Below are 26,611 nucleotides of genomic sequence, written 5' to 3' on the forward strand. Positions count from 1 at the left end.
CCAGCCGGCAACAGATTAAAAATGCTATACTTAGCCCGATTAGCGCACTATAGTTATCGGGTATGTTTCGCGGATATCTACTGACCGCCCTGGGGGTGGTGCTTTCCTCTTCGGCTACGGCCCAGGGCAACCTTGAGTCAATCCGCCGGGAGCTGCTGCGCGAAGGCGTGGCTTTGTACGAGGCAGAGCGGGCTTCCTGGGTGGCTACCGACCTGCTGCCTACCACCGGCGTTGCCTCCCATTTCGTAACCGCGACCCTTAGCTACACCGTTGCCGATTCGGTGCGGACCCTGCTGGTAGGCGGCCCGACTGCTGCTTCCCGCGTGCTGGCGGAGTTCCGGTTTGGCCGCCACCATATATCTCCTAAAGGTGCCCGTCGCCGAGGCGGCCGGGCTTTGTCGGAGCATGAGCTCCGGCTGTTGAGTTTCCGCCGGCAGGCCGAGCACGATGCCCAGCCTTTGCTGGCCGGCACGGTTCCGGCCCCGGGCACTTCACTTAATGCCGTAGTGCTGGAATGGGCCGGGGAGGTGCGGGTGTATGTGCTGACCGGCACCACCCTGTCCGGCCTGACGCCCCTGGGCGGAGACCTGCTGCTCCGCTACTCCCCCAAGGCCGGCTGCTAAAGCGAAAAAAGCTGCACGCTGCCTTCATGGCCATTGGCAGTCCGGCGGGCCCACCGGCACGGGCCACGCTACATGCTCACGGTCCGGGCGAGCTGCCGTTCATCACGCCCTCCGATATTTGCACTTTGCTTTTATACCAGCACCAGGGACTTGCCCGGGAGCACATCGTTTTAGGCGAGCAGTACATCTCGTGCTTCGTTCCCCACACCCGCCGCCTCAGCCTATTGACCCGGGCTGAGTTCGAAGCCCGACAGCCAAAGCAGCGCTGATACCAGAACCCGAACCGTTTACTGGCTTCCCAGCAGACTTCGCGGCGGTAATCCGTTTAACCTGAGAATAGTTATAATAAAAGCATACTACTTGTCTCTGCAAGCTGTTTTCCGTTTATCGTGTTAGCAAGTCTGCAATCGGACCCAATGGTGGTACGTTATTTGGTGGATCAGCCAGAATTCAACTCCCACAACTAAACAGCTCTTCAGATGAAAAATCTTCTTCAGTCCCTTGCCGCCGGTGCTTTGCTCTCCTTCGCCATTGGCAGCACTTCAGCCCAGGCCCAGAGTACAATCAGCGGAGCCACGCAGCAAGGCAATGGCGCCTACATGCTTAAAACCGAGAGCCGGATTTGCATTACCAACACCCTGCTGGGCGTAACCGGGCTTGGCAGCTGTCTGGACATGAATCAGGAGAAATTTCTGATTACTCCCTCGGGACATGCGATGTCGGTCTGGAAAGGGGTAGTACCGGCTTCCGCCCGCCCTGCGCAGCGTCTGGTGTATAACTCTACCTGGACCGAAACCACCTCCGACGGTGTCGTTCGCAACTACAATACCGTTGCCGTCACCGACCCGAACGGTACGATTACGCTTACGCTCACCGACAAAAACAACGGCAAGAGCAAGGGCGGTAAGTAAGCCACGATAGGCTACAGCTCCACTCAGCTCAGTTCTTCAAAAGTCCCGGTTCTAAACCGGGACTTTTTTTGTGCAATATCCGGGGTTGTCGCAGTAGCCGGATATCAACTTTCCGGGCAGTCAAGCGTTATAATCAGCGGACCTATGCGTTTTATCGTGGCCAGATTTGTCGTTACCCTGCGTTTACCCGACTTTTTCGATGAGGACTTTATTTCCCTCATTCCAACCCACCGGGCCCATATTTCGGACCTCATCGAACAAACCATCATTGAAACCTACGCCATCAGCGCTGACCGCACGAAGGGGTGGGTAACGATAAATGCGGCCAGCGCGGCCGCCGTTCAGAAGCTGGTAGAGAAGTTTCCGTTGTTCCGGTTTCTGGCGGGCGTGGAAATTGACGAGCTGTTCGTGTTCGATAGCGCTTCGGCCCGCTTTCCGCAGATCAGCCTGAACTAAAGACGGCGGGAACGGCGTGGTGGGAACAAGCCTGTCATCTTTGCCGGGGCTTAAGTAACTTGCGCATCGGCTTCGGCGCAGTTTGTGCGGGCAGCCGGCTTCTCTTGCTACTCCACCCGTATTCTGCATGACTCGTTTCCTCCGGCTGCCGGTTCCTATTGCTTTGGTACTCACGGCCCTGGCTGCCGCTAGCCCGCCCGAAAAAATCACGACAGAGCAGCTCATCACCCGCCTCTCCAGCTCAATTGACAACCTGAAAACCCTGCGCTGCACCGCCCGGGCCCAGGAACGGGTAAACGGCGTCCGCCAGCAGGCGCAGTCTAACATTAAGATGGCGTACGCTCCCCTACGCATCTACCTGCGCAACGAAAAGGGAATCGAAGTGCTGTGGGTGGCGGGTCAGAACAATGGCGACGCGTGGGTGTACCCCAACAGCTTTCCATTCGTGACGGTAAGCCTGAACCCGAACGGCAGCATGATGCGGCGCAGTCAGCACCACAGCGTGCTGAACGCCGGCTTCGGTACCATTTCCAGCCTTATTCACGGTTCTTCCCTGCGGCAGGACCGCAGCTTTGAGCGCAGCTTCCGCTACGCCGGCGACACCACCGTGCTGGGCCGGGCCTGCTACATCCTGCGCTCGGATTTTCCGCAGTTTAAATACGTGACCTACAAAGTCGGCAAGGGCGAGACGGTGGCGAAAGTGGCCGAGCGGTTTGGCTGCGGCGAGTACCGCATAATGGAGCGGAACGGCGTTGCCATCGACGAGCCGATTCCCGAGGGCAAGGTACTGCAGGTCCCCAACGCGTACGGCCGCCGCACCATCGTCTGCGTCGACCAGAAGCAGTACCTTCCGGTCGTTGTGCAGGTGGTGGATGACAAGGGCCTGTTTGAAAAGTTTGAGTTCACCAACGTCGTGGCCAACCAACCCATTGCGCCCGCTGAGTTTACGAAGACCTACAAAGGCTATAAGTTTTAGCCTATTAGGCATCAACAAAACACCCCGGCTGCACGGTGGGGCCGGGGTGTTTTGTTGATTGGCCGGTTATCCGGCGAAAGGCTAATGGCTGGGTAGTAGCTAACCAGCTAGCGTTTGCCCCGCATGGCCGCCTCGATCTGGTCCCACATCGGGGCCGGAATCATTTCAAGCTTGTTGAACTCCCCGGCTCCATTGAGCCACTCGCCACCGTCAATGGTAACGACCTCCCCGTTGACGTAAGCCGAGAAGTCGGAAACGAGGTAGGCGGCCAGGTTTGCCAGCTCCTGGTACTCGCCTACGCGCTTGAGCGGCACCGAAGCCGCCGGATCAAGCTTTTCGGCCAGCGGGGCCGGAAACAGACGGCTCCAGGCTCCTTCCGTAGGGAATGGTCCGGGGGCAATGGCATTGGAGCGGATGCCGTACTTGGCCCATTCCACCGCCAGGGAGCGGGTCAGGGCCAGCACGCCGGCTTTGGCCGCCGCCGAGGGCACCACGTAAGCCGAGCCCACCGAGGCGTAAGTGGTAACGATATTGAGAATTGTGCCGGGCTTCTTGTCGGCAATCCACCGCTTGCCGAAGGCCAGGGTGCAGTTGTAAGAGCCCCGCAGCACGATGTCCACGATGACGTCGAAGGCCTTGTGGGTGAGGCGCTCCGTAGGCGAAATAAAGTTGCCGGCCGCATTATTAAGCAGCACGTCGACCCCGCCGAACTCGTCGATGGTGCGCTGCAGCATCTGCTCTACTTCCTCGTATTTGCGGACGTCGCACTGCACGGCCAGCACCTTGCCGCCGGTCTGCTGGCGCAGCTCCTCAGCCGTTTTCTCCAGCACGTCCAGCTTGCGGCTGCTGATGGTGACGTTGGCGCCCAGCTGAAGAAAGTACGTGGTCATGGCGCGGCCCAGACCGGTGCCGCCGCCGGTTACGACGATGGTCTTGCCCTGCAGGGCATTGTCGCGCAGCATGGGTTGAGTGTAAGCAGACATAGAAACGGGGGATGAGAGGGTTGAGGGAAACCGCTTGGAAAGTCGCAAGAACGGGATTTGTCGGATTGCAAAGGAATAAATTCAGAAGTGGGAAATTTTCCCACCTTTGACCCTGCATGACGGACTATTCCTCTTCTGATAAACCCACGGTGGCCGTACTGGGCTGCGGCTGGCTGGGTCTGCCCCTGGCCCGGGCGCTGGTAGCCGAGGGCTATGCCGTGGCCGGCTCTACCACCACGCCCGCCCGGCTGCTGACCCTGCGCGACGCCGGCATCACCCCCTACCTGCTGCAGCTTGGTCCCGATATCACGTCTACCGACCAGGATACCCTGCGCACCCTGCTCACCGGCGTCGACGTGCTGGTGCTGAACGTGCCGCCCCGGACCGCCGCGGCCGGCGGCTACCCCAACCTGCTCCGCCCGGTGGCCAATGCAGTCCGGGAGCTGGGTGTCCGCAATGTGCTCTTCGTCAGCTCTACCAGCGTGTATCCCAACGAAATGCGCCCGATGCGGGAGGCCGACGCGGTGTCGTCCCCGGACGCTCAGTCAGACCTTTTGCGCGCCGAGGGGCAGTTCACACCCCGGCAGGGCCAGTGGCTGTCGACCGTGGTGCGGCTGGGCGGGCTCTTCGGGCCCGACCGTCCCCCGGGCCGGTTTCTGGCCGGGCGGAACGACCTGCCCAGCCCCGACGCCCCGGTCAACCTGATTCACCTCGACGACTGCATCGGTCTGCTGACCAGCATTATCCGGCAGCAGGCCTGGGGCTACACTTTTAACGCCTGCGCCACCCACCACCCCTGCCGCCGCGACTTTTACACTGCTGCCGCGCAGTACCTGGGGCTGGCCCCGCCCACGTTTAAAGCCGAGGATTCCGCCGGGGGCAAAACCATTGACAGCAACCTCGTCCGCCGCACCGTCGACTATACCTTCCGTTACGACAACCTGCTGGAGGCCCTGGAGTATTGCTAGCTGCTAGTCCGGGTTTATGAAGGACGCTACTCTTTGCTGAAGCATCCACACCCCGCAATCAGCCACCAATTTCCCGCCGTACCTTTGTTCGGTGAATACAATGGAAACGACGGTAGCGGTGCTGGGCGGCGGAGCAGCGGGATTTTTCGGGGCCATTGCCTGCGCCGAGGCCAACCCCGGCCTGACAGTGTACCTGATTGAGAAAAGTCCCAAGCTACTGGCCAAGGTGCGGGTATCAGGCGGAGGGCGGTGCAACGTAACGCACCACTGCTTTTCCCCAGCTCAGCTGGTGCAGCACTATCCCCGGGGCGGCAAGCAGCTCAAGGAGCCCTTCCGCCAGTTCGGGGCCCAGGACACGGTGCAGTGGTTTGAGCAGCGCGGCGTCCAGCTCAAGGCGGAAGCCGACGGCCGCATGTTTCCCGTCACCGACTCATCCGAAACCATTGCCCGCTGCCTCGAAGAAGCCGCCCGCCAGGCCGGGGTCCGCGTCCTGACCAGCACCGCAGTTACCAGCATCATGCCCCTGCCCGACCAGGGCTACCAGCTCCAGCTGACCGGAGTGCACGCGCAGATGTTAGCAGTCCGGAAGCTGCTGGTGGCTACCGGCGGGGCGCCCAAGGCCGAAAGCTACGCCTGGCTCCAGGCCCTGGGCCACAGTCTGGTCGAGCCGGTTCCTTCCCTGTTTACGTTCAACGTGCCCGAATCCCCGCTCAGGGAGTTGATGGGCATCAGCGTGCCGCTGGCCCGGGTGGTGCTGGCCGGCGAAAAGCTGGATTACGAAGGGCCGCTGCTGATAACGCACTGGGGCGTGAGTGGCCCGGCTGTGCTTAAGCTCTCGGCCTGGGGTGCCCGCCGCCTGCACGAGCTGCAGTACCAGGGAACGGCCCTGGTAAACTGGGTACCGCCCCACTCGGAGGAGACGCTGCGGCAGTGGCTGCTTACGTTTCGCGCCGACAACGGCCGGAAAGGCATCCTGAACAACCCCTTGCTGGGTTTGCCGCAGCGGCTGTGGCGCACGCTCGTGGAACAGGCCGGCATCGGGACCGAAACGCGGTGGAGCGAGCTGGCCGTGAAGCTGCAGAACCGCCTGATTGAGCTGCTGGTCCGGATGCCGCTGGCTGTGCGGGGCAAAACCACCTTTAAAGAAGAGTTCGTGACCTGCGGCGGCATCCCGCTGAGCGAGGTCAACCTGAAAACCATGGAAAGCCGTTTGCACCCGGGCCTGCACTTTGCCGGGGAGGTGCTCGACATCGACGGCATCACCGGGGGCTTTAACTTTCAGGCCGCCTGGACCACCGGCTACCTGGCCGGCCGGGCAATGGCGGCTTAGGGCATAAAAGGTACTCGCCTCCTGACGCCAGGTTTCGGAAATGGGCCATAACGGCCACTGAGAACCGATTTTTTCCTGCACTATGCCTAGGCTGACGTTTTGGACTAAGCCCTAAGCCCTAAGTACCTAAGACCTGGCCACCTGCAACCTTGCCTTCGTGTTGGCAGTAAAGGAAAGACAACTCGTTTCTTCTATACACCAACGAAAACAAACCATGGAAGCCAAAGCCACCCAAGCCCTGCTCAACGAACTGCTCGAAACTCTCAAGGACGGTGAGAAAGGCTATTCTACTGCTACCACCGATGTAGAAGATCAGGACCTCAAGGATATCTTCAAGAAGTACGCCGTGCAGCGCGACGGCTACCTGACCGAGCTGGAAGACCAGATGCACCGCCTCAACCTGAAAGCCGAGGAAGAAAGCTCGATTACCGGCACCGTGCACCGCGCCTTTATTAACCTGAAAGCCGCCATTACCAGCAAGAGCCGCGAAAGCATCCTCAATGAGTGTGAGCGCGGCGAAGACTACGCCGTGAAAGCCTACCAGACGGCCCTGAAAGCTGAGAACCTGCCCGGCCAGCTGAAAACCATCATCGAAAAGCAGTACCAGGGCATCATGGAAGCTCACAACACCATCCGCGGCCTGCGCGACGCCGCGGCCGGTAAATAAGGTTTAAACCAATGGCTGTCAGCAAATAGCTTTATCAAATAGCTTTATATAAAGCGGCTAACCAGCCTGGTGCCTTTCACAAAAAAAGCCCCGCCAGATACTGGCGGGGCTTTTTTTGTGAAGCTGTCTAGTAAATCGGAGTCAGAACTGACAACGGACAACTAACAACTGTCAACTAGTCTCTATTCGTCGTAGTCGTTGCTGCGCGGGGCGCGGGGGGCGCTGTCGCCACCGCTACGGTTGCCGCCTTTGTAGCCGCCACCGTAGTTGCCGCCGTCACGGTTGCCTTTGTAGCCCCCGCCGTAGGAGCTGCCGCCCCCGTCCCGGTTGCCTTTGTAGCCACCGCCGCTGCCGTAGGTGCGCTGACCGCCGCCGTAGGACGAGCCGCCGGTGCGGTTCGGGCCGAAGCTGTTGCCGCCGCGCTGACCACCGTAGGAGCTGCCGCCTTCACGACGGTCGCCATACGGAGCCCGGCGGGCGGGACGGTTGTCGTCGGCACCGAAGCCGCCGGGGCCGCGGGTGTTGCCTTCCTGCTGCGCATCGCCTTCCTGACGGGGCGTGGCAATGTTGAAGGCAACCGGGCGGCCCTGAATCGAGCTGCGGCCGAGCTTTTCAATGATTTCGTTGGCAAACTCCGACGGCACTTCCACGAAGCTGAACTTGTCGTAGATGGCAATGTCGCCGACTTTGCTGCCGGTGAGGGCGGTGTTTTCGGCAATCAGGTCCACGATGTCGCGGGGATGAACCCGGTCCTTCTTGCCCATCGTGACGAACAGGCGGGTAAAGCCGGCGCGCACGGCCCCGGCCTGACGGCCGGCTTCGAGGCTTTTCTCGGCCTGCTTGTCCTCCTTCATGGTCATCTTGAGCAGGGCGGCGGCCACGTCCAGCGAGGTCATGTCCTCTTCCTGGTCGAGCAGACGCTGCACGCGGGCCACGTACTTCTCCAGCTTGCCCTTCTCGATCATCTCTTTGATCTGGTTCAGGAACAGCGTGGTTTTCACCTCCGACACATCTTCGAAGGACGGAATCCGCTCCTGCTTGATGTTGGCCTTGGTGTAGCGCATGATGTCGCGCAGCTTGTAGATGTCGCGGCCGCTCACGAAGGTGAAGGCCTTGCCCAGCTTGCCGGCGCGGCCGGTGCGGCCGATGCGGTGCACGTAGTATTCCTCGTCGGCGGGCAGGTCGTAGTTTACCACGGCCTCCACGTTCTCCACGTCGATGCCGCGGGCGGCAACGTCGGTGGCAACCAGGATTTCGAGCGTACCCTTGCGAAACTTGTCGAGGGTGTTCTGGCGCTGGGCCTGGCCCATGTCGCCGTGCAGACCGTCGGCGAAGTAGCCCCGGGCCTGCAGCTCGGCCACGCACTCGTCCACCATGCGCTTGGTGTTGCAGAAGACGATGGTCGACTTGAGGTTGTACATGTCGATGATGCGCGTGAGCACATCCTTCTTCATGGGGTTACGCACCTCGTAGTACATCTGCTCGATGTTGGTAACCGTCAGCTCCTGATGGTTTACCTTGACGAGCTGGGGGTTGGTCTGGTACTTCTTGGTGAGCTCCATGATCGGCTTGCTCATGGTAGCCGAGAAGAACACCGTCTGGCGGTCTTCGGGCATCTTGCTCAGCACAATCTCGATGTCCTCGCGGAAGCCCATGTCGAGCATCTCGTCGGCCTCATCCAGGATGATTTTCTTTACCTGGTCCAGCTTCAGCGTACCACGCTCCAGGTGGTCCATTACCCGGCCGGGCGTACCGATTACGATCTGCACGCCGCGCTCCAGGGCCTGGAACTGCCGGTCGTAGCTCTGACCGCCGTAGATGGGCACCACAGCCAGGCCGCGCTTGTACTTACCGAGCTTCTGGATTTCACCGGACACCTGAACGGCCAGCTCCCGGGTGGGGCACAGCACGAGCACCTGCACGGCGCGGTTGTTGGTGTCGATGCCTTCGATGGCGGGAATACCGAACGCGGCGGTTTTGCCGGTGCCGGTCTGGGCCTGGCCGATTACGTCGTGGCCGGCCAGCAGGGCCGGAATAGCGGCGGTCTGAATGGGCGAAGCCTCTTCGTAGCCGAGGTCCGAAATAGCGCGCATCATCTCTTCAGAGAGATTCAGCTCTTCAAATTTTACTTTTTCCATGTCTTGGTTTAGATGGAATGGGAGACACTAGCTCTGAAAACAGCAGATTCAGCGACGTTCTTCACCCACTCAACTACAACGACAAGCGACGGAAGCAACGGACAGAAGACGATGACGGCCAGAAATTTACAAAAAGCAGCCGTAGCTGCGCGGAACGGGGCCATTCTCAAATGCGGCTGCAAAGGTACGGGAAATATTGCAAAATTGCTAGTTACCCGTGCAAATAGCCCAGCTGTTGGGTTCAGAACTAGGGCCAACGCAGAAACCGGATTTCGCGTTTCCTTCGCTGCAAACAAAGCTATATTTACTTACTGGCCAACCGCTTATTCCACCGCCGGCAGCTGATGAGGCTTCCCGGACCTGCACCGTTTAGAAATTGTCATCCTGAGGCGCAGCCGAAGGACCTTATCAACGCAGAACGATAATCATAACACCGACTCGTTCAAGTCTGAGAAGGTCCTTGGCTACGTCGACTTTCGGATCGCACTGCTCAGGATGACGTTGAATAAGGTTTTCTTCGTGCCCATGACTGAACCAGTTCCCTCCTTCCGGTTTTCCCACACCTTCTCCGTCGTGGAGGCCGACATCGACGAGCTCAACCACGCCAACAACGTGGTGTACGTGCGCTGGGTGCAGGAAACAGCCGGGGCGCACTGGCTGACGGCTTTTCCGCCGGGGGAGCGGGAACAGTACGTCTGGGTGGTGATGGAGCACCGGGTGCGCTACCACAAGCCCGCCCTGCTGGGCCAGGAGCTGCGCGGCACCACCTGGATTGGCGAGGTGCGCGGGGCCCAGTGCCAGCGCTTCGTGCGCATCGAGCGGGCCGCCGACGGCGTGCTGCTCTGCGAGGCCGAAACCCAGTGGGTGCTGCTCGACCCCGTCACGCAGCGCCCTAAGCGGGTGACGCCGGAGGTGGAGCGGCGGCTGCGCGTGGCAGTGGGGTAACGTTTTGCAGCTTGCCGCAGGAGGAGCTTTCGGCCCACCATCTGTCAAGCTAGCAAAACAGTATCAGCCTCAAGTTCAATCTAACTTACTTCAATCAATAGACCCTCATAATCCTTCAGCACTTCTTGGTATTCTTCTTCCGACAAGTATGTAACTCCACAAGAAGTATTCCCCTCGTCGTCAATAAATGCATCAGGTGAGTGAATCATGGCATCTCCACCAGCAGTTTCGAATAAAATAATAAATTCATCAGTAAGCACCCTCGCAACCAACTTGTTTATTAGTGGAAAATCCACACTATCGTATTGGCCTAACTCTATTTGCTCTATTCTATCGACGCCACCCAATTTCAAAGAATAAAACTGTTTATTCGTCCGTAAAACTATCCAGCCGTCTTGTTTTGGTATTAGAACATCCTTAATATATTCTCCAACCATTATCTTCTCATATAAGTTGTGGTGTCTATGATTGTCACTAACATTCGCATTTGCGCAGATACCACTGCGCAAAGTAATTCTTTACGTACGGTTTTACTGCGTAAAGCCAGCCAAATTAGCGGATTTATGCGGTATTCTGGCTGCTACTTCCATTTCCATCAATGCTACTTTTCACGTCTGCTCGTGGGCTAGCGTCTTCGGCAAAACCCATACTCACCAAGGAATATCACGGATACAGCAGGTACTTCTTCCGCATCACCTTATAGGCCGCCAGCTTCGGCTCCCAGGACTTCCGGATTTCGGCGGCTGACCTGCCGGCCACAATCTGCTCCCGAAAGTCGGAAGTGCCGGCCAGGCCGTCGATGTTGCCGATTTCCCGGCTTTGGGTCCGGTCAAAGAAGCGGGCCTTGTCGGGGTAGGCGTTGTAGAGCTCGATCATCCACTCGATGTTGATTTGCTTGCTTTTCCGCAGCTTAGCCACGTCGTACTGCCGCAGATCGAGGCCGTAGCAGACCTGGTTCATGTACAGGGGCGTCTCGCTCATGCCAGGCAGGCTGACGGGCGTGTAGGAGAAGGCGTACTTGTCTTTGAGCAAGGGGCTGCCCAGGATAGTAAACGGAAACTGCGTGCCCCGGCCGTGGTTGAGCGCCGTGCCCTCGAACAGGCAGGTCGAGGGGTAGAGCATAATGCTTTGCTGGGTGTTCAGGTTGGGCGAAGGCTTCACCGGCAGCGTGTAGGGCAGCTCGTGGCGGTAGTTCTGCACCGGAATGATCCTGAGCTTGCACTGCCGGCCATCCGGCAGCCACTTCTCGCCGTTCACCATCCGGGCAAACTCCGCGATGGTCAGGCCGTGGGCCACGGGAATGGGAAACTGACCGATGCCGGACCGAAACTTCATATCCAGCACGGGGCCGTCGACGAGGTAGCCGTTGGGGTTCGGCCGGTCCAGAATCATCAGCTCCTTGTTGTTTTCGGCGCAGGCGTCCATCACCTCCCGCAGTACATTGATATAGGTGTAGAACCGGCAGCCCACGTCCTGAATGTCGAACACGAACACGTCGACGTCGGCCAGGTCCTCGGCGCTGGGCTTGCGCTTCCGGCCGTACAGGGAAATGATGGGAATGCCGGTAGCCGGGTCTTTCTCGTCCACCACATGGGCCCCGTTGCTGGCGTTGCCCCGGAAGCCATGCTCCGGCCCGAACACCTTGACGATATTGACGCCGCTGGCTTTCAGGCTGTCCACCAAATGCTTTTTGCCGATGATAGTCGTCGGGTTGGCCAGCACGGCCACCCGCTTGCCGCGTAGGTAGCTGAGGTAGGCTTTGGTCTGGTCGGCCCCGGTGACAATTTCCTTGTCCTTCGTAGCTGGTTTCGCTGTTTCGGGAGCGGCTGGTGGAGCGTTGGTATTGGCGGTTAGGGCGCCGGAGATTAGCAGGAGCAGTGCGGCGGAGAGTGTTTTCATAAGGAGTGAGGGGCAAAAATGGTAGTGGGTGACACGAAATGATAAATGCCAGTTGTTAAGAGCAAGTTGGGGCAGTGTCATGCTGAGCGAAGCAAAGCGGAGTCGAAGCATCTCTACCGCTTCCGTTGGATGAGTAACCACAACGAAGCGGTAGAGATGCTTCGGCAGGCTCAGCATGACGAGATAGAATATCTTGGAGAACCTCAAACAGGTTCTAAAACTTCAGTTTATCACGGTCACAGTAGTAGCTGGCCGGTTGAACGATACAGCTTCCCTGATATTTCCCTTTATATATCGGACTATAGGTTGTGGCTCCCGACTTGCTGACGCGAGTAGTTACAACCGGCGCATCACCATACCAGATTTCATAAACGTGATTAGAACGCTTGCATTTAGGGCAAACTACTCTTGTTAGAACATTTCGTTTAATAACGCCAGGAATGTAAAATGTCATTTCAAATGAGCTGCTTTCGGATTTTTCAATTGATGCAATCAGCAGCGTATCAATACCAAGACCAGTAGCAAAAAAGTCCAGGTGCTTACCCTTGACAGATGGCAGGATTAACTCGAAGTCACCTTTACTGTCAGTAGTATTCTTTGCCAAAACCTCATTGTCGTCTTTAACAAGAATATTCACCCCTTCAATGTACCATGATGGGTCAGAAGGATTTTTTCTAAGATGTCCTGATATAATGTATGCACTTGTATTTTGTCTGAATCCAGAAAGAAGCAGTGGGGAAGCTAGTAAAATCAGGATCAGGTAACCATTCCTAAAGCGACGCATACCATTCGAGTTTGTGCGGTTCTGAGCGCGGGAATACTGCCCGTAACCGCTACAGGCTATCGTAAAGCTACCCGAATCCACCAGCTTTCCGCCGTATCCTGGTTACTTTTACGGGCTGCTTCTCCCCTGCCCATGCCCGCTACGTTCCGCGTCTACTCCTCGTCCGCCGGCTCCGGCAAAACCTACCAGCTGACCAAGGAATACCTAAAACTGGCCCTGGGCTCCGACGACCCGGCCTACTTCAAGAGCATCCTCGCCATCACCTTCACCAACGACGCGGCGGGCGAGATGAAGGAGCGCATCATCGGCGCCCTCCGGCGGTTTGCCTACGAAACCGAATCTGACGACCAGCTGCTGCGCGAAATTGCCGAAGAGCTGGCCGCCGACGGCCTGCTGCCCCGCAGCGCCGAAACACCCGAAGACCAGCGCCGGGAGCTGCGGCAGCGGGCAGCAGCCACCTTCCGGCTGGTGCTCTACCACTACGCCGACTTCGCCGTCAGCACCATCGACTCGTTCGTGCAGCGCATCGTGCAGGCCTTTACCCGGGAGCTGGGCTTGCCCGCCACGTTCGAAGTAGAGCTCGACGGCGACGCGGTGCTGCAAAGCGCCGTAGCCCTGCTGCTCGACCGCGTCAACCGCGACCCCAACGCCGCATTGCTGTCCCGCTCCCTGGCCGATTACACGCTCAGCAAGGCCGACGAAGGCCGGAGCTGGAACAACCTGCCCGAGGAGCTGGTCGAGTTCGGGCGCTTTCTGCTCTCCGAGCCGGTGCACGAAGCCGTGGCCCAGTTGCAGCAGATGTCCTTGCAGGACTACCGCCGCCTCCACGAAACGCTCAAGCAGCGCAAGCTGGAGATTGAGGCCACTTTCCGGGACGTGAGTACCAAGGCGCTGGCGGCCCTGGACGCGGCGGCCGTAACCGACGCCGACCTATATCAGGGCAAAAGCGGCATCCTGGGCTACGTCACGAAATGGGAAGAGCGGCTAAGCACCGATAAGGAAGCCAACAGCTACGTGCGGGCCACCATCGAGCAGGACAAGTGGTACAGCGGCAAGGTGAAAACCGCCGCCGACAAGGCGCGCGTCGACGCCGTGAAGCCCGCGCTGACCGAGGCCTACACCGAGCTGGAAGCCCTGCGCGCCACCCTGCTGCCCGACTACGTGCTGGTGAACGGCATGCTGCCCTACCTCTTTCACGTGTCCTTGCTGAGCGAGCTGAGTAAGGCCGTGGACCAGCTGAGCCGGGACCGGGGCATCGTGCTCATTGCCGAGTTCAACCGGCGCATTGCGGGCATCGTGCTGCGCGAGCCGGTGCCGTTTATCTACGAGCGGATGGGCGAGCGGTACCTGCACCTGCTCATCGACGAGTTTCAGGACACCTCGGTGCTGCAGTGGAACAACCTGCTGCCCCTGGTCGAAAACGCCGTTTCGACCGGCAACCTGAGCCTCGCGGTGGGCGACGCCAAGCAGGCCATCTACCGCTGGCGCGGGGGCGAGATGGAGCAGATCCTGCGCCTGCACCAGAACCAGACCCAGTACCTCTACGGCCGCATCCAGGACGAGGAGCTGCGCGAGTTGCTCGAAGGCCGCTACTTCACCCTCGACCAGGCCCTGGAGTCGGAAAACCTGAACCAGAACTACCGCTCGGCCCCGGAAATCATCGGCTTCAACAACGACTTTTTCGGGCATGTTAGTCAGACCCACGCCCAGCTGCCGCTGGTGCAGGGCATCTACGACGAGCATTTCCGCCAGGAAGCCCCCGCCAGCGCGCTGGGTTCGGGCAATGCCGGCCACGTCGAGCTGCTGTTTACCGAAGACGGCGCCCCGGCCCGCATTTTCGACTTCGCCTCCGGCACCTACACTGGTACGCCCATCCCCGACCTGGCGCCCGACCACGTGCTCGACTACCAGGAAAGCACCCTGCACCTGACTTTGCAGCTGGTGGAGCAGGCTCTGGCCGACGGCTTCCGCCTCCAGGACCTAGCCGTGCTCTGCCGCCGCCGCGACAGCAGCCGGCGGGTCGCTAAGTTTTTGAAAGAGCGGGGCTACGCCATCATTTCCGCTGATTCCCTGTCCCTGGAGTTTGCCGACGTGGTGAACCTGCTGGTGGCCTTGTTCCGGGTGCTCAACCGGCCCGCCGACACCCTGGGCCGGGCCGAGGCCCTGCTGCTCGTGGACAAGGTGGTGCTCGGCGCGTCGCCGACCCCGGCCCGGGCCCGCCACATTGCCGCGCTGGCCAATCAGGAAAAGTCTTTGCCCTTCTTCGACGAGCTGCGCGCCCTGGGCTACGACGTGCAGGAGCGCGAAACCGGCAACCTGGGCCTCTACGAGCTGACCGAGCGGCTGGTGGGCACCTTCGGGCTGCTGGGCCGCAACGAGGAAAGCGAGTACCTGTTCCGCTTCCTGGATTTGACGCTCGAGTTCAGTTTGCGCAACGGCAACAACCTCAATAACTTCTTGGCTTACTGGGAGCAGAAGAAAAGCAAGCTCAGCATCAACGCCCCCGCCGGCCGCGACGCCATCACCATCACCACCGTGCACAAAGCCAAGGGCCTGGCCTACGGCGTCGTCATCGTGCCCTTTGCCGACTGGAGCCTGACGCCCTTCCGCGACACCCTGCTCTGGGGCCGGCTACCGGAAGATGCCAAGCCCGTGCCCGGCATGCCGCCCGTTGCGGTAGTCAGTCAGACCAAGGCACTCACCCGCACCGCCCTGGCCGGACAATACACCGAGGAGCTGGAAAAGACGTTTCTCGAAGGCCTGAACATGCTGTACGTGGCCTTTACCCGGCCCCGGCACCGCTTGTACGTCATCAGCCGCCAGCCCAAAAAGCTGGCTGCCAGCTCGTCGCGCGGCAGTGAGGTCGAAACTGACGCCGGTGATCAGGCCCGCACCGTGGCCGAGCTGCTGCACCGCTACCTCGTGGGTCAGAGCCAGTGGGAAGACGAGCGCACGGGCTACATTCTGGCCGATGCCGCCCGCCACGTTCCTCAGCTGAAAACCCACCACGCGGCTACCGAAACCCTGCACCTGACCAACCTCGGCACCACGCCCTGGGAAGAGCGGCTGCGGCTGCGGCGCCACGCCAACACCGTGTTCGACTTCGACGACCAGCAGGTGCAGCAGGAATGGAACCGCAAGCTCCACTACGCCCTGCGCCGCACCGTGCTGGCTGCCGACGTGGAGCGGGTGGCAGCCCAGCTGGTGGCCGAAGGACTGGTCAGCGGGCGGGAGAAACCTACGCTGCTGACGCTGCTGCGGCGCACGGTGCAGAACCCGCAGCTGGCCCACTACTTCAGCGCCGAGGTGTCGGTGGAAACCGAGCGGGAAATCCTGGTCGGCGGTGCCCCCCGCCAGGACTACAAGCCCGACCGCATCATCTTCGAGCCCAACTTTGGCCCAACCCCGGGCCGCGTCACCCTGCTCGACTTCAAGGTGCCCCCGCCCCGCCCCCAGCACCGCCACGTGCTGCAGCGGTACGCCACCCTCTTCCGGCAGCTGGGCTACACCGACGTGCAGTGCGTGCTGTACTACTTCGACTCGGAAGAGGTGATTGTGTTTTAGCCGATAGTTGCTAGTTGTCAGTCGGTACGATACCTGCGGAACGATGTACATGGTCCGGGCCTTTGCCCACGCCCCCAGCTCACTTAAGCGCAGCGACTTTACGCTATGCCTAACTCGGCGGGCAGCACGCAACCCTGCTCCCAGTAAATCACGGCTTCTGCCACTTCTGCATTTTTCCCGTCGCTATGTACAAAGGCCGGCAGCAGAACCATCCCCCGGCAGCCTGTTTCCTGAACATAGAACGGCAGCATTAAGGCCGTCTGGCTTAGCCTAGGAGCTAACCTGCTCAGTGCCGGAACGTCCTTCCACCACCGGTGGAAGGACGTTTTGCTGCCCATTTACCGGGTTAGCCAGCCGTTGGCATCCAGCCAGTTCTGCAGGCGCTGAGTCCAGTCATCTTTCGTGGTTTTGTTGTTGAGCCCAAAGCCGTGGCCGCCTTTCGGGTAGATGTGCATTTCGGCCGGCACACCGTGGCGGAGGCAGGCCTGGTAGAAGACCAGGCTGTTCTGCACCTTCACGCTCTTATCGTCGCCGGCGTGCACCAGAAACGTCGGGGGCGTGCGGGAGGTCACCTGCCGGTCGCTGGAGTACTGCCGGATCAGCTCGGCAGTAGGCGCGGCGCCGAGCAGGCTGGTGCGGGAACCACCATGCATCAGACTGTCTGACAGGTTGATAACGGGATACAGCAGCACCAGGAAGTCGGGCCGCACCGACGTAGAGGAGCTGGCAGCGCCGGCAGGCTGGGCAAACTGCGTCCCGGCCGTTGAGGCCAGGTGGCCGCCGGCCGAAAAACCCATCAAACCCACCCGGGCGGGGTTCACGCCAAATTCCCGGGCCCGCTCCCGCACCAGCCGCACGGCCTGCTGGGCGTCGAGCAGCGGCGCCAGGGTTTTCTCGGGCTGGGACTTCTCATTGGGCAAGCGGTACTTGAGTACGAAAGCGGTAATGCCCATCTCATTGAGGCGCCTGGCAACATTGTAGCCCTCGTGGTCGATGGACAGGCGGGTGTAGCCGCCCCCGGGGCAGATGATGACGGCTGTGCCGTTTGCCTGGTCGGCGGCGGGCCGGAATATGGTCAGTGTAGGCTGGATGACGTTGGAAATCCGAACCCCGCCGTTGTCCAGCGTCACCGACGTCTCCTGCACCGAGCTGGGTTTGGAGTTGGGCACCGTGCCCGTGTACAGCGGAATTGTAGCGTTGCTTTGAGCCAGCATCGGCAGGCATATGAGCAGGAGGAGAAAAGTCAGCAGAATACGGTTCATAGGCGGATAAGGCGGGCAATACCGGGCCGGCAGGTTATATGGCTGCGAGTCGTAGCTAAAGCTGCAAGGTAGCGCGATGCTCCGGCTTCGCGTTTCGTTAAATAATACGGGCGCAGTGCCGGCCACTATACGCGGGGCTGGTGCCTCGCGCTGAGTCAGACCAGGCCCCGGGCCGCAAAAAATCCGCAGCAAACCCTACCGCAGCGTATCTTTCGGTACGGTTCGTTTTTCCTGCCCATGCCCGTTTCCCCTTTCACGTCCCCGGTTCCGGTCGCTGCGACCGACGCAGCCCTGCCCTTTCTCACCCAGGCAGCCCGCGACCTGCTGACCCGCTACCCGGGGTCCGAGCTGTCGGATCTGGTGCTGGTGGTGCCCACGCGCCGCGCGGTGGTGTACCTGAAAAATGAGCTGGCCCTGGCCGCCGACCTCGGCTCGGCGCTGTGGAGCCCCCGGGTGGCGGCCATGGAAGACTACATGGTGGAGCTGGCCGGCGTGCAGGTAGAAGAGCCCATTGCCCTGCAGCTGATGCTGTTCGACATTCTGCGCGACATTGACCGCAAGCTCGACTTCGACCAGTTCGTAGGCTGGTCGGGCTTGCTGATCCAGGATTTCTCGAACCTCGACCAGAACCTGGCCACGCCCAGCAAGGTGTTTGAGTACCTCACCCAGGCCAAGGCCCTGGAGCGGTGGCAGCTGGCCGACGCGCCCGCGTCGAGCAGCACCACGGTGGCCTACTTCCGCTTCTGGGACGACCTCGAGAAAGTGTACTGGCGCCTGCGCAAGCGGATGGAGCAGGACCGCCTCGCCTACCCCGGCCTGGCGTACCGGCTGGCCGTGAACCGGGTGCAGAACCTGATTGAAAACGACGCTCCCCTGGCCCGGCACGTGTTTCTGGGGCTGGGCTCACTGTCGCGGGCTGAGGAGCGGCTGATTCGCCTGCTGCTTAAGCAGAACCTGGCCGAAGTGCGCTTTGACGGGGATGGGTTTTACATGGACAACGACTCGCCTAACCGGGCCGGGCAGCACCTGCGCCGCTACCGCAAGCAGTGGGAGCTGCCCAACGAAAGCTTCGGCGGCCCGGCTGATCTGCTGCGCACCCTGACCCGGCAGGTGCAGTTTGTGGGCGTCGCCAACGCCAGCATGCAGGGCAAGGTGGCCGGGCAGCTGCTGGCGGAGTCGCGCACCCTCGACCCTACGGCGCGGGTGGCCATTGTGCTGCCCGACGAAACCCTGCTTTTGCCGGTGCTGCACGGCCTGCCGCCCGAGGCGGTGCCGGCGTACAACGTGACGATGGGCCTGAGCTTTCAGAGCACCCCGCTGTTCAACCTCGTCGATCTGCTGTTTGAGGTGCACCTGACCGGCGTACGCGAAGGCAGCCCCGAAACCGGCTACGGCGTGCCGCGCTACCACCACCTTGCCGTCAGCAAGCTGCTGCAGCACCCGTTTCTACGCCGTTACCAGCAGTGGCTCGACAAGCAGCCCGACCCCACCTACCACGGGTTGCTGGAACAGGTCTGCAACGAGATTGTGCGCCGCAACGCCGTGCTGCTCCCGGCTCAGGAGCTGCTCGTCATCGGCCGCCAGCACCCGCTGGTCAAGGCGCTGTTTGCCACCTGGGACACCTGCGACGATATCATTGCCGCCTGCTATACGCTTATCGACCTGCTCAAGCAGGCCTACGCCGACCAGCACTCGGCCATCGAGGCGGAATACCTGTACCTGTTCTTTACTCTCGTCAAGCGCCTGGACTCGGTGTTTGACTGCCGGGAGCAGCGCCTGTCGGTACGCTCGTTCCGGCGGTTTCTGTACGAGCAGATGGCCCGGACCCGCCTGCCCTTCAGCGGGGAGCCCATTGCCGACGTGCAGGTGATGGGCCTGCTGGAAACCCGGGCCCTGGACTTCGACCACGTCATTATTCTGAGCTGCAACGAGCGGGTGCTCCCGGCGCCCAAAAACAACACGTCTTTGTTTCCCTACGACGTGCTCACGCAGTTCAACATGCCCACCTACGCCGACCACGAGGCGGCCACGGCCCACCAGTTCTGGCGCCTGCTGCAGCGGGCCCGGCGCGTGGACCTGCTGCACGTGCTGCCCGGAGCCGAAGGCACCCGCACCGGGGAGCGGAGCCGCTTCCTGCTGCAGATTGAAAACGACCTGCAGCCCCAGAACCCCAATCTAACGTTGCGCGACCTGACCGCCAGCGTGGAGGATGAGGACGGCACCAGCCTTCCGAAGCGTGAGTACGGCGGCGACCTGGTGCTGGAAAAAGACCCCGAAATGCTGGCCGCCCTGCGCGCCGTGCTGGAGCGGGGTTTGTCGCCCTCGGCCCTGAACCAGTTTCTGAACTGCTCCCTGCAGTTTTACTTTGCCCGCATTGCCAAGTTCCAGGAGGCCGACGAGGTGGAGGAAAAGCTCGGGGCCGACAGCTTCGGCACGGTGGTGCACGAAACGCTGGAAAACCTGCTGCGGCCTTTTGTAAAAGCGCAACAGGCCGTGGCGGCCCCCGATATTCCGGCGCTGCTGAAAGCCATTCCGGCCGAGCTGGAAAAGGCCATGCGCCACGAGCAGGACGACAAGCACGCCCGCCCCGATGAAGGCCTCAACCACGTGCTGAGCCAGGTGGCCGCCCAGCTCGTGCGGCGCTACCTCGAAGGCCTAGCCGACACGCCCGGCGCCCTGCCGCTGCGCGTGGTGGCGTTGGAGGAAATCCTCGAAGCCCGGGTTCCCGTCACGCTGCCCGCCGGCGATACGCTCAACCTGCTGGTATTCGGCTACTCCGACCGCCTCGACGAGCTGCCCGATGGCCGCATCCGCGTCGTGGACTACAAAACCGGCCTGGTGCAGCCCTACGATCTGAAGCTACAGAAGCGCGGCGACGATGCTGCCGCAGCCACCCAGCGCCTGCTCGCCGACGCTACTTCCTCGGCCGACAAGGTGCGGCAGCTCTGGCTGTACCGCTTTATGCTCGAGCGGGCCGGACGGCCCGCCGCCGATGCCGCTATCATCTCCCTGCGCAACCTTAGTGCCGGCCCCATGACCGCGGAAATGGGCTTTCTGACCGAGGACGGCACCACCTTCGTGACCAAGGGCGAAGAGCTGCTGGCTCAGCTGACCCGCAGGATGCTGGACCCGGCCGAGCCCATCCGCAAAACCGACGACCTGGACCGCTGCCAGTACTGCCCCTATCGCGGCATCTGCGCCCGGTAGCAAACACTTATGTATTTGTCATCCTGAGCTTGCGACAAGCAATGCGCCGTAAACCCTGGCTGGAATGCTATTTTTGACTTTCCTACTTTACCATCCTTCTTTCAAACTCACCTGAAAACTATTCTCATGGACGAATTCATGCAGGCCGCCATCGACGAGGCGCGGCTCGGCCGCAGCCAGGGCGGCATTCCCATCGGCTCAGTGCTGGTACGCGACGGTAAAATCGTGGCCCGCGGGCACAACAAGCGCGTGCAGGAAGACAACCCCATCAAGCACGGCGAAATGGACTGCCTCTTCAATGCCGGCCGGCAGCGCAGCTACCGCGACACGGTTATCTACACCACGCTGATGCCCTGCTACATGTGCGCCGGCACCATCGTGCAGTTCAAGATTCCGAAGGTGATGGTGGGCGAGTCGCGCACGTTCGGCGAGTCCCGCGCCTTTCTGGAAAGCCACGGCGTGGAAGTCGTGGACCTGGACCTGGACGAGTGCGTGCAGATGATGGAGGAATTCATCGAAGCCGAGCCCACCCTCTGGAACGAGGACATCATGGAGCTGTAGCCAAGCCTGCTGGTCAATTAAAAAGCGCGTAGCTTCCTCGGAGGCTACGCGCTTTTCTGGTTTAGAGCTGGTTAGCTGTTGTTGGATGTTGGTCGTCAGTTGTTGGTTGTCAGTTGTCATAACAGCACTAGCAGCCGACAACTAACAACCAACAACTGACAACTATCAGCCACGCTGCTTGCAGACCCGGTGCACGAAATCAAGCTTGCGGCGCACGTCGGGGCTGATGATAAACGGGTACGGGTCGGGCAGGCCCATGCTGCGGTTCAGGCTGTTGAGGGCAAACGTGAGGGGCAGCCACTGGTCGAGAATGGCCTCCATGGTTGCCAGATGATACGGGTCCACGTCGATATCCGCGCTGACGGGCTCGGCGTCGGCGGCAGCTTTGGGCTTTATTTCCAGGCCGAAGGCGTGGGCCGTTTCGAGCGTGTCGATGATGTGCAGGTAGTGGGCCCAGGTTTCGGCCCAGTCTTCCCAGGGATGGGTGGTGGCGTACTCGCTGATGAAGTGCTCCTGCCAGTCGGAGGGCGCGCCCTGCTCGTAGTGCTTCTTCAGGGCCTCGCTGTAGTCCTGCCGGTCGTCGCCGAACAGCTGCCGGCACTCTTCGAGCCATGGAGTATTGTCAATCAGCCGGTCCCAGTAGTAATGCCCTACTTCGTGGCGAAAGTGCCCCAGCACGGTGCGGTACACCTCGTGCATGGCCCGGCGGGCCATTTCCCGCTCGATGTCGTCGGCCTCCACGATGTTGATGGTAATGAGTCCGTTGTCGTGGCCGGTCATCACCTTTTCCCCATCGGGCTTCTGCTCGTCGGAAAGAAACTCGAAGGTGAGCCCGGTGTCGGGTTGTTCGGCTTTGCTGACGACCGGCAGCCCCAGGCGCAGCAGGCTGTAGATCAGGCGGTGCTTGCCTTTTTCCAACGTTTGCCAGCGCGTCAGGTGCTCCGGCACGTCCAGCTTGGGAATGGTGCTGTTCAGGGCGCAGGCCCGGCAGAATTCTGATTCTTCAGCAGCGGGCACCAGCCAGTTGCAGGCCTGCTGAGCATGGTTGGCACAATAGCGGTACCGGATCTGGTCCTGGCCTTCCCCCACGGGCAGGAACACCTGCGCGCCGTCGTTATGTAAAGCCAGCAGCTGCAGCTGGCCGGGCTCAAAACCCAGCGGGTGGCGGCACTGCTCGCACTGGTCGTTCTCAAAGTAAACCTGCTGCCCGCAGTGGCTGCACGTAAATAGCTTCATAACTTTAAAATAATCCGGCTGGGGGATGACCACCGACCGGCTGGTTACGGGGCCCGACACGGGCAGAAACTATCCTACCCGGCTTTCCGGCTTCAGGTGAAACGAGCAGTCGGCTGATTGGTTTTGCCGGTTCAGCTTCCGGAGGGCAACCCAAGCCTGCCAAACGCCACCAAGCCACCAACTTGATATAATTATACTTTCATCGTGCTTCTTGTGTTCTGGCCTTCCAAGCACAACGGTAGCCGGCCGAGAGGCTCGACGGTAGCTACCAGGCCGGCAAGCGAGACAAAACAGGCCATTACAAGCTCCACGGCAAACCAACCCGCCGCCGCGCGAAACCGGAGTTGTGCGTTTTCTTTCGACTGACGATGAACAAGTCAGCTGCCGGCCGGTCCGACTTCATAGCCAAAATACAACATCGCACTCCTGCCGGACGTAAAAGCCCGTTGTATACCGGCCCCTATCTACTCGCCGTCTCCCGGCTCCCCGCCCGGGGCCGGGCTACCCGCCAGGGCCACAGGCTATTCCAATGAAAGAAAACTCTTTGCTGCAGGCCTACCAGGAGCAGCCCAACGTCTGGGATGAGATGTTTCATCAAAACCAGATCCGTCCGGAGTACCGCAACTTCGTGTCGGCCATCGAGGACCTGCCGGCGGCGGAGCTGACCCGCAAGGACGAGCTGGCCAAAAAGCTCTTTATGAGCCAGGGCATCACCTTTACGGTGTACAGCAGCGGGGAAGGCATCGAGAAGATCTTTCCCTTCGACGTGATTCCGCGCATTATTCAGCACCAGGAATGGCTGCACATCGAGGCCGGCATCAAGCAGCGCCTGCGGGCGCTCAACATCTTTCTCAAGGACATCTACCACCAGCAGTTCATCATCAAGGACGGGCTGATTCCGGCCCGGCTGATTTACTCCTGCCCCCAGTTTCTGCGGGAGATGATGAACGTGGACGTGCCCTACGACATCTACACCCACATTGCGGGCGTGGACCTGATCCGGGACGCGGACGGACAGTTCTACGTGCTGGAAGACAACCTGCGCACGCCCTCGGGCGTGTCGTACATGCTGGAAAACCGCAGCATCACCTCCCGCATCTTCCCCGATCTGCTGCCCAAGAATAACGTGCTGCCGGTGAAGGACTACCCCGACCTGCTGTTCCGCAACCTGCAGGCCCTGGGCAACCGCCACGTGAGCGACCCGACGGTGGTGCTGCTCTCGCCGGGCATGTACAACTCGGCCTACTTCGAGCACACCACCCTGGCCCGCCTGATGGGCATTGAGCTGGTGGAAGGGCGCGACCTGATCGTGCACAACCACTACGTGTTTATGAAAACCACCAGGGGCCTCAAGCAGGTGGATGTGATTTACCGGCGCGTCGACGACGAGTTTCTGGATCCGCTGGTGTTCCGCCCCGACAGCGCCCTGGGCGTGCCCGGCATCTACGCGGCCTACCGCAAGGGCAACGTGGCCATCATCAACGCCATGGGCAATGGCGTGGCCGACGACAAGGCCGTGTACTCCTACGTGCCCGACATGATTCGCTACTACCTGGGGGAGGAGCCGATTCTGAACTCGGTGCCCACCTACCAGATGAGCGACCCGGACCTGCGAAAAATGGTGTTTGAAAAGATGGACCAGATGGTCATCAAGCGCACCAACGAGTCGGGCGGGTACGGAATGCTCATTGGCAGCAGCGCCACGGACGAGCAGATGGCGGATTTCCGCACGGCCATTACCGACGACCCGCGCAGCTTTATTGCCCAGCCCATCATCAGCCTCTCCTCGACGCCGTGCTACCTGAACGGAGTGCTGCAGCCCCGGCGCGTCGACCTGCGGCCCTACGCCCTCTACGGCCCGGGCGGCATCGACATCGTGCCCGGCGGCCTGACCCGGGTCGCCCTGCAGGAAGGCTCCCTGGTGGTAAACTCCTCCCAGGGCGGGGGCAGCAAGGACACCTGGGTACTAGGCCCGGAATCCGGGGCGGCCAGCGGCTAGCAGTTAGCTATTCGCTCTTTTTCAATTATTCATTCATACACAGCTAGCAGCTAACGGCTAATAGCTAACAGCTAGAAACATGCTCAGTCGCGTTGCTGATACGATTTACTGGCTGGCCCGCTACATGGAGCGCACCCGGGCCATGCTGCAGGTTATCCGCATTCACTACCACACCTCCCAGGACAGCCCGGCGGAGTTCAGCTGGCGCCCGCTGCTTTCCTCCTACGGCAGCCGGACGCCGGACGAGCTTTCGTCGAACGAAGGCGACACGACCTGGGTGCTCGACCACCTGATCCTGGACCGGGAAAATGCCGCCTCGGTGTATAACAACGTGCTACAGGCCCGCGAAAACGCCCGCGCCGCCCAGGACCATATCACCCGGGAAGTGTGGCAGTGCCTCAACGACTTTTACCACGCCATCCGCGGCACCGAAATAGCCCAGCAGGTCCGGCAGGGCGACCCGGTTTCGGGCATCGACACGCTGATGCGCCACAGCCTGGTGTTTACAGGCGCCGTGCAGAGCACCATGCCCCGCGACGAGGGCTATGGCTACCTGGCCCTGGGCAAGCTGCTGGAGCGGGCCCTGCAAACCACCGACATCCTGCGCATCAAGTGGGCCTCGTTTGGCGACGCCCGCCAGCCGGCCCCGGAGCCCCACCAGCTGCGCAACCTGCTCCATGCCCGGTTCGGCCACGAGCTGTACCTGAAAACCTACCGCGGCAACTTCAACGCCGACAGCGTGCTGCAGTTTATGCTGCACAACCCCTACTTTACCCACTCCCTCTACTCCTGCCTGCACCAGCTGACCTGGTATTTTGAGCGCCTGCGCCCCGACAGCCTGCCGGAAAGCTACGAGAAGCTGGAGTTTATGATCGGCCGCCTGACCAACCACGTCCGCTACAGCACGGTGGCCGCAGCCGAGCCCGAGCAGCTCAACCGCTTTCTGCTGGAAACCCGCCAGGAGCTGCTCGACATCACCGGGGCCTTCGGCAACTACTACTTCGGCAGAAGCTACTAACCCACGCCGGCCGCCGCGGCTCCTTTCTACCCTCCTCAGCCCACCCCGCGCCTTTACCACCCAACGCAATGCCTTCGTACGCCATCAAGCACATCACGCGCTACACCTACGCCGCCGAGGTTATCGACTGTGCCAACCAAATCATGCTCTACCCGCTTGAGGACGAGCGGCTGGAAGTGCTCCGGCACGAAATCATGATTTCCCACGACTCCGGCACGGCCCATGAAACCATCATCAACACCTTCGTCGACCATTTCGGCAACACCGTGGGCATGTTCACGGTGCTCCAGCCGCACACGGTGCTGGTCATCGAGTCGGTGGCCGACGTGGTAACCCGGCCGATTCAGTTTCCGATGGATGAGCTGCCGGCCGACCAGCAGTGGGCAAACCTGCGCGCCCTGCAGCACGACTTGGCCTTTATCGACTTCCTGACCCAGGAGGCCTTCCCGGCTGCCGACGAGGTGAAAGCAATCCTGAGCGGGCTGGTAAGCGAAGTGGATAAGCCCCTGAAAAACGCGCTGGTGCTGTCGGAATACGTGTTCGACAACTTTCAGTACCAGCAGGGCGTCACGAACGTGGAAACGCCGGCCGAAGAAATCTGGCGGCTTAAAGCCGGCGTGTGTCAGGACTTTGCCCATATGCTGCTGGCGTTGCTGCGGATGGTTGGCATTCCGGCCCGCTACGTGAGCGGCTACGTGTGCCCCAAGGCCGAGGGCGTGCGCGGAGCCGGGGCCACCCACGCCTGGGTGGAAGCCTACATTCCCTTCTACGGCTGGCTGGGCCTCGACCCGACTAACAACTGCATCGTCAACGACGGGCACGTGCGGGTGGCCATTGGCCGCAACTTCCCGGACTGTACCCCGGTGAAGGGCACCTACAAGGGCACCGGCTCCCACCGCCTCGACGTTTCGGTCGTCATTGACGGAGGTCAGAACGACGCGGCTGCTGAGCCGCAGCACCTGTTCAGCTACTCCCGCGACGTGAAGGACCAGCACAACCCGGAGCCCGGCCAGGCGCCCACCAACTCCTACCGGCGCCACTTGGAAATGCAGATGCAGCAGCAGCAGTGAGAGCCAGCCTCATT

The 26,611-nt window shown here is 60.9% G+C and carries 22 protein-coding genes; 14 read left to right on the top strand and 8 right to left on the bottom strand.

Features of this window, described 5'->3' with window-relative positions; translation table 11 throughout:
• Positions 1 to 62 precede the first annotated feature (62 nt).
• The 4 genes from LJY25_RS07725 to LJY25_RS07740 all read left to right on the top strand — a co-directional run bounded on the left by LJY25_RS07725 (position 63) and on the right by LJY25_RS07740 (position 2,966).
• Positions 63 to 623, top strand: coding sequence for a hypothetical protein (locus tag LJY25_RS07725; protein ID WP_227607744.1), 561 nt, complete (start codon positions 63 to 65; stop codon positions 621 to 623).
• A 479-nt stretch (positions 624 to 1,102) separates the two neighbouring features.
• Complete coding sequence (locus LJY25_RS07730) at positions 1,103 to 1,534, top strand: hypothetical protein (protein ID WP_227607745.1); 432 nt, start codon at positions 1,103 to 1,105, stop codon at positions 1,532 to 1,534.
• A 144-nt stretch (positions 1,535 to 1,678) separates the two neighbouring features.
• Positions 1,679 to 1,990, top strand: coding sequence for a hypothetical protein (locus LJY25_RS07735; RefSeq protein WP_227607746.1), 312 nt, complete (start codon positions 1,679 to 1,681; stop codon positions 1,988 to 1,990).
• Between the two features lie 127 nt (positions 1,991 to 2,117).
• Entirely contained in the window at positions 2,118 to 2,966 is an 849-nt protein-coding gene (locus tag LJY25_RS07740) for a DUF1571 domain-containing protein (protein WP_227607747.1), read from the top strand.
• 107 nt (positions 2,967 to 3,073) lie between these two features.
• Here the strand turns inward: LJY25_RS07740 and LJY25_RS07745 are convergent, their stop codons facing one another.
• Entirely contained in the window at positions 3,074 to 3,949 is an 876-nt protein-coding gene (locus tag LJY25_RS07745) for an SDR family oxidoreductase (protein ID WP_227607748.1), read from the bottom strand.
• A gap of 116 nt (positions 3,950 to 4,065) precedes the next feature.
• Between LJY25_RS07745 and LJY25_RS07750 the strand changes: the two genes are divergently transcribed.
• The 3 genes from LJY25_RS07750 (at position 4,066) to LJY25_RS07760 (ending at position 6,914) form a co-directional block, all read left to right on the top strand.
• The gene (locus tag LJY25_RS07750; protein ID WP_227607749.1) at positions 4,066 to 4,917 is read left to right on the top strand and encodes a Rossmann-fold NAD(P)-binding domain-containing protein; all 852 of its coding nucleotides are present in this window, start codon (positions 4,066 to 4,068) and stop codon (positions 4,915 to 4,917) included.
• Between the two features lie 100 nt (positions 4,918 to 5,017).
• Positions 5,018 to 6,247: a BaiN/RdsA family NAD(P)/FAD-dependent oxidoreductase gene (locus LJY25_RS07755; protein ID WP_227607750.1), complete on the top strand. Its 1,230-nt coding sequence runs from the start codon at positions 5,018 to 5,020 to the stop codon at positions 6,245 to 6,247.
• Between the two features lie 214 nt (positions 6,248 to 6,461).
• Entirely contained in the window at positions 6,462 to 6,914 is a 453-nt protein-coding gene (locus LJY25_RS07760) for a ferritin-like domain-containing protein (protein WP_227607751.1), read from the top strand.
• Between the two features lie 182 nt (positions 6,915 to 7,096).
• Here LJY25_RS07760 and LJY25_RS07765 read toward each other — a convergent pair whose 3' ends face one another.
• Complete coding sequence (locus LJY25_RS07765) at positions 7,097 to 9,052, bottom strand: DEAD/DEAH box helicase (protein WP_227607752.1); 1,956 nt, start codon at positions 9,050 to 9,052, stop codon at positions 7,097 to 7,099.
• A 525-nt stretch (positions 9,053 to 9,577) separates the two neighbouring features.
• On the opposite strand from LJY25_RS07765, the gene LJY25_RS07770 reads away from it, so the two are divergent.
• On the top strand, positions 9,578 to 9,997 hold the full coding sequence (locus tag LJY25_RS07770; RefSeq protein WP_227607753.1) for an acyl-CoA thioesterase: 420 nt from the start codon (positions 9,578 to 9,580) through the stop codon (positions 9,995 to 9,997).
• An 80-nt stretch (positions 9,998 to 10,077) separates the two neighbouring features.
• Here the strand turns inward: LJY25_RS07770 and LJY25_RS07775 are convergent, their stop codons facing one another.
• From LJY25_RS07775 to LJY25_RS07785, 3 genes are all read right to left on the bottom strand, one after another.
• Entirely contained in the window at positions 10,078 to 10,434 is a 357-nt protein-coding gene (locus LJY25_RS07775; protein ID WP_227607754.1) for a hypothetical protein, read from the bottom strand.
• Positions 10,435 to 10,660: 226 nt separating this feature from the next.
• Positions 10,661 to 11,896, bottom strand: coding sequence for an exo-beta-N-acetylmuramidase NamZ family protein (locus LJY25_RS07780; RefSeq protein ID WP_227607755.1), 1,236 nt, complete (start codon positions 11,894 to 11,896; stop codon positions 10,661 to 10,663).
• A gap of 214 nt (positions 11,897 to 12,110) precedes the next feature.
• Positions 12,111 to 12,680: a hypothetical protein gene (locus LJY25_RS07785; protein ID WP_227607756.1), complete on the bottom strand. Its 570-nt coding sequence runs from the start codon at positions 12,678 to 12,680 to the stop codon at positions 12,111 to 12,113.
• A gap of 132 nt (positions 12,681 to 12,812) precedes the next feature.
• Between LJY25_RS07785 and LJY25_RS07790 the strand changes: the two genes are divergently transcribed.
• Entirely contained in the window at positions 12,813 to 16,244 is a 3,432-nt protein-coding gene (locus LJY25_RS07790) for a UvrD-helicase domain-containing protein (protein WP_227607757.1), read from the top strand.
• 98 nt (positions 16,245 to 16,342) lie between these two features.
• Here LJY25_RS07790 and LJY25_RS07795 read toward each other — a convergent pair whose 3' ends face one another.
• The gene (locus LJY25_RS07795; protein ID WP_227607758.1) at positions 16,343 to 16,495 is read right to left on the bottom strand and encodes a hypothetical protein; all 153 of its coding nucleotides are present in this window, start codon (positions 16,493 to 16,495) and stop codon (positions 16,343 to 16,345) included.
• 87 nt (positions 16,496 to 16,582) lie between these two features.
• Positions 16,583 to 17,506, bottom strand: a complete 924-nt coding sequence (locus tag LJY25_RS07800; protein WP_227607759.1) for an alpha/beta hydrolase — start codon at positions 17,504 to 17,506, stop codon at positions 16,583 to 16,585.
• Positions 17,507 to 17,743: 237 nt separating this feature from the next.
• Here LJY25_RS07800 and LJY25_RS07805 point away from each other — a divergent pair, with 237 nt between their 5' ends.
• Positions 17,744 to 20,713 (top strand): PD-(D/E)XK nuclease family protein, encoded by a 2,970-nt coding sequence (locus tag LJY25_RS07805; protein WP_227607760.1) that lies wholly within the window; start codon positions 17,744 to 17,746, stop codon positions 20,711 to 20,713.
• A gap of 126 nt (positions 20,714 to 20,839) precedes the next feature.
• Positions 20,840 to 21,274 (top strand): nucleoside deaminase, encoded by a 435-nt coding sequence (locus LJY25_RS07810; protein WP_227607761.1) that lies wholly within the window; start codon positions 20,840 to 20,842, stop codon positions 21,272 to 21,274.
• Between the two features lie 165 nt (positions 21,275 to 21,439).
• On the opposite strand, the gene LJY25_RS07815 is transcribed toward LJY25_RS07810, so the two are convergent.
• A complete protein-coding gene (locus LJY25_RS07815) occupies positions 21,440 to 22,510 on the bottom strand; it encodes a zinc-binding metallopeptidase family protein (RefSeq protein ID WP_227607762.1) in 1,071 nt (356 codons plus the stop codon).
• Between the two features lie 529 nt (positions 22,511 to 23,039).
• Here LJY25_RS07815 and LJY25_RS07820 point away from each other — a divergent pair.
• The 3 genes from LJY25_RS07820 to LJY25_RS07830 all read left to right on the top strand — a co-directional run bounded on the left by LJY25_RS07820 (position 23,040) and on the right by LJY25_RS07830 (position 26,597).
• A complete protein-coding gene (locus tag LJY25_RS07820; protein ID WP_227607763.1) occupies positions 23,040 to 24,509 on the top strand; it encodes a circularly permuted type 2 ATP-grasp protein in 1,470 nt (489 codons plus the stop codon).
• Positions 24,510 to 24,588: 79 nt separating this feature from the next.
• The gene (locus LJY25_RS07825; RefSeq protein ID WP_227607764.1) at positions 24,589 to 25,527 is read left to right on the top strand and encodes an alpha-E domain-containing protein; all 939 of its coding nucleotides are present in this window, start codon (positions 24,589 to 24,591) and stop codon (positions 25,525 to 25,527) included.
• A gap of 68 nt (positions 25,528 to 25,595) precedes the next feature.
• Entirely contained in the window at positions 25,596 to 26,597 is a 1,002-nt protein-coding gene (locus LJY25_RS07830) for a transglutaminase family protein (RefSeq protein WP_227607765.1), read from the top strand.
• Positions 26,598 to 26,611: the final 14 nt, after the last annotated feature.

Origin of the sequence: Hymenobacter translucens, assembly GCF_020685205.1 — a bacterium.
Classification (GTDB): domain Bacteria; phylum Bacteroidota; class Bacteroidia; order Cytophagales; family Hymenobacteraceae; genus Hymenobacter; species Hymenobacter translucens.

What these genes read in the sequence shown, in the direction of transcription:
- LJY25_RS07725 (WP_227607744.1), top strand. Translation starts at nt 63, where the DNA reads ATGTTTCGCGGATATCTACTGACCGCCCTGGGGGTGGTGCTTTCCTCT.
- LJY25_RS07730 (WP_227607745.1), top strand. Translation starts at nt 1,103, where the DNA reads ATGAAAAATCTTCTTCAGTCCCTTGCCGCCGGTGCTTTGCTCTCCTTC.
- LJY25_RS07735 (WP_227607746.1), top strand. Translation starts at nt 1,679, where the DNA reads ATGCGTTTTATCGTGGCCAGATTTGTCGTTACCCTGCGTTTACCCGAC.
- LJY25_RS07740 (WP_227607747.1), top strand. Translation starts at nt 2,118, where the DNA reads ATGACTCGTTTCCTCCGGCTGCCGGTTCCTATTGCTTTGGTACTCACG.
- LJY25_RS07745 (WP_227607748.1), bottom strand. Translation starts at nt 3,949, where the DNA reads ATGTCTGCTTACACTCAACCCATGCTGCGCGACAATGCCCTGCAGGGC.
- LJY25_RS07750 (WP_227607749.1), top strand. Translation starts at nt 4,066, where the DNA reads ATGACGGACTATTCCTCTTCTGATAAACCCACGGTGGCCGTACTGGGC.
- LJY25_RS07755 (WP_227607750.1), top strand. Translation starts at nt 5,018, where the DNA reads ATGGAAACGACGGTAGCGGTGCTGGGCGGCGGAGCAGCGGGATTTTTC.
- LJY25_RS07760 (WP_227607751.1), top strand. Translation starts at nt 6,462, where the DNA reads ATGGAAGCCAAAGCCACCCAAGCCCTGCTCAACGAACTGCTCGAAACT.
- LJY25_RS07765 (WP_227607752.1), bottom strand. Translation starts at nt 9,052, where the DNA reads ATGGAAAAAGTAAAATTTGAAGAGCTGAATCTCTCTGAAGAGATGATG.
- LJY25_RS07770 (WP_227607753.1), top strand. Translation starts at nt 9,578, where the DNA reads ATGACTGAACCAGTTCCCTCCTTCCGGTTTTCCCACACCTTCTCCGTC.
- LJY25_RS07775 (WP_227607754.1), bottom strand. Translation starts at nt 10,434, where the DNA reads ATGGTTGGAGAATATATTAAGGATGTTCTAATACCAAAACAAGACGGC.
- LJY25_RS07780 (WP_227607755.1), bottom strand. Translation starts at nt 11,896, where the DNA reads ATGAAAACACTCTCCGCCGCACTGCTCCTGCTAATCTCCGGCGCCCTA.
- LJY25_RS07785 (WP_227607756.1), bottom strand. Translation starts at nt 12,680, where the DNA reads ATGCGTCGCTTTAGGAATGGTTACCTGATCCTGATTTTACTAGCTTCC.
- LJY25_RS07790 (WP_227607757.1), top strand. Translation starts at nt 12,813, where the DNA reads ATGCCCGCTACGTTCCGCGTCTACTCCTCGTCCGCCGGCTCCGGCAAA.
- LJY25_RS07795 (WP_227607758.1), bottom strand. Translation starts at nt 16,495, where the DNA reads ATGCTGCCGTTCTATGTTCAGGAAACAGGCTGCCGGGGGATGGTTCTG.
- LJY25_RS07800 (WP_227607759.1), bottom strand. Translation starts at nt 17,506, where the DNA reads ATGAACCGTATTCTGCTGACTTTTCTCCTCCTGCTCATATGCCTGCCG.
- LJY25_RS07805 (WP_227607760.1), top strand. Translation starts at nt 17,744, where the DNA reads ATGCCCGTTTCCCCTTTCACGTCCCCGGTTCCGGTCGCTGCGACCGAC.
- LJY25_RS07810 (WP_227607761.1), top strand. Translation starts at nt 20,840, where the DNA reads ATGGACGAATTCATGCAGGCCGCCATCGACGAGGCGCGGCTCGGCCGC.
- LJY25_RS07815 (WP_227607762.1), bottom strand. Translation starts at nt 22,510, where the DNA reads ATGAAGCTATTTACGTGCAGCCACTGCGGGCAGCAGGTTTACTTTGAG.
- LJY25_RS07820 (WP_227607763.1), top strand. Translation starts at nt 23,040, where the DNA reads ATGAAAGAAAACTCTTTGCTGCAGGCCTACCAGGAGCAGCCCAACGTC.
- LJY25_RS07825 (WP_227607764.1), top strand. Translation starts at nt 24,589, where the DNA reads ATGCTCAGTCGCGTTGCTGATACGATTTACTGGCTGGCCCGCTACATG.
- LJY25_RS07830 (WP_227607765.1), top strand. Translation starts at nt 25,596, where the DNA reads ATGCCTTCGTACGCCATCAAGCACATCACGCGCTACACCTACGCCGCC.